We start from the raw sequence: 245 nt of genomic DNA on the forward strand, positions 1-245 counted from the left end.
TGTGCGTTTGCGAGTCGATGTTCAGTTGGACGACCCGCCCGAGCAGCGCCAGATGGCCCCTGCTCATCGTGTGCGGCAGCTTTCGGCTCACCGCCAGGGCGGCCCGGCCGACGACCGGGCCGCGATTCCCGACGCTGATGGCGAGCGACAAGTCCTCGTGCGGGCCGTCCAGCGGGAAAGACGTGTCCGGGAAGGCCCGGCCGCCGGCCGCCCGGACGCGCGTGGCGTTGATGTCCGCCCCCAAC

General features: G+C 71.8%; 1 protein-coding gene. It reads right to left on the reverse strand.

Features of this window, described 5'->3' with window-relative positions:
* Window positions 1-245: hypothetical protein (locus tag BGIM_RS64870; protein WP_040889363.1), on the reverse strand; the 245-nt coding region annotated here is incomplete at both ends.

The sequence above is a fragment of the Zavarzinella formosa DSM 19928 genome (genome assembly GCF_000255705.1).
GTDB lineage: Bacteria > Planctomycetota > Planctomycetia > Gemmatales > Gemmataceae > Zavarzinella > Zavarzinella formosa.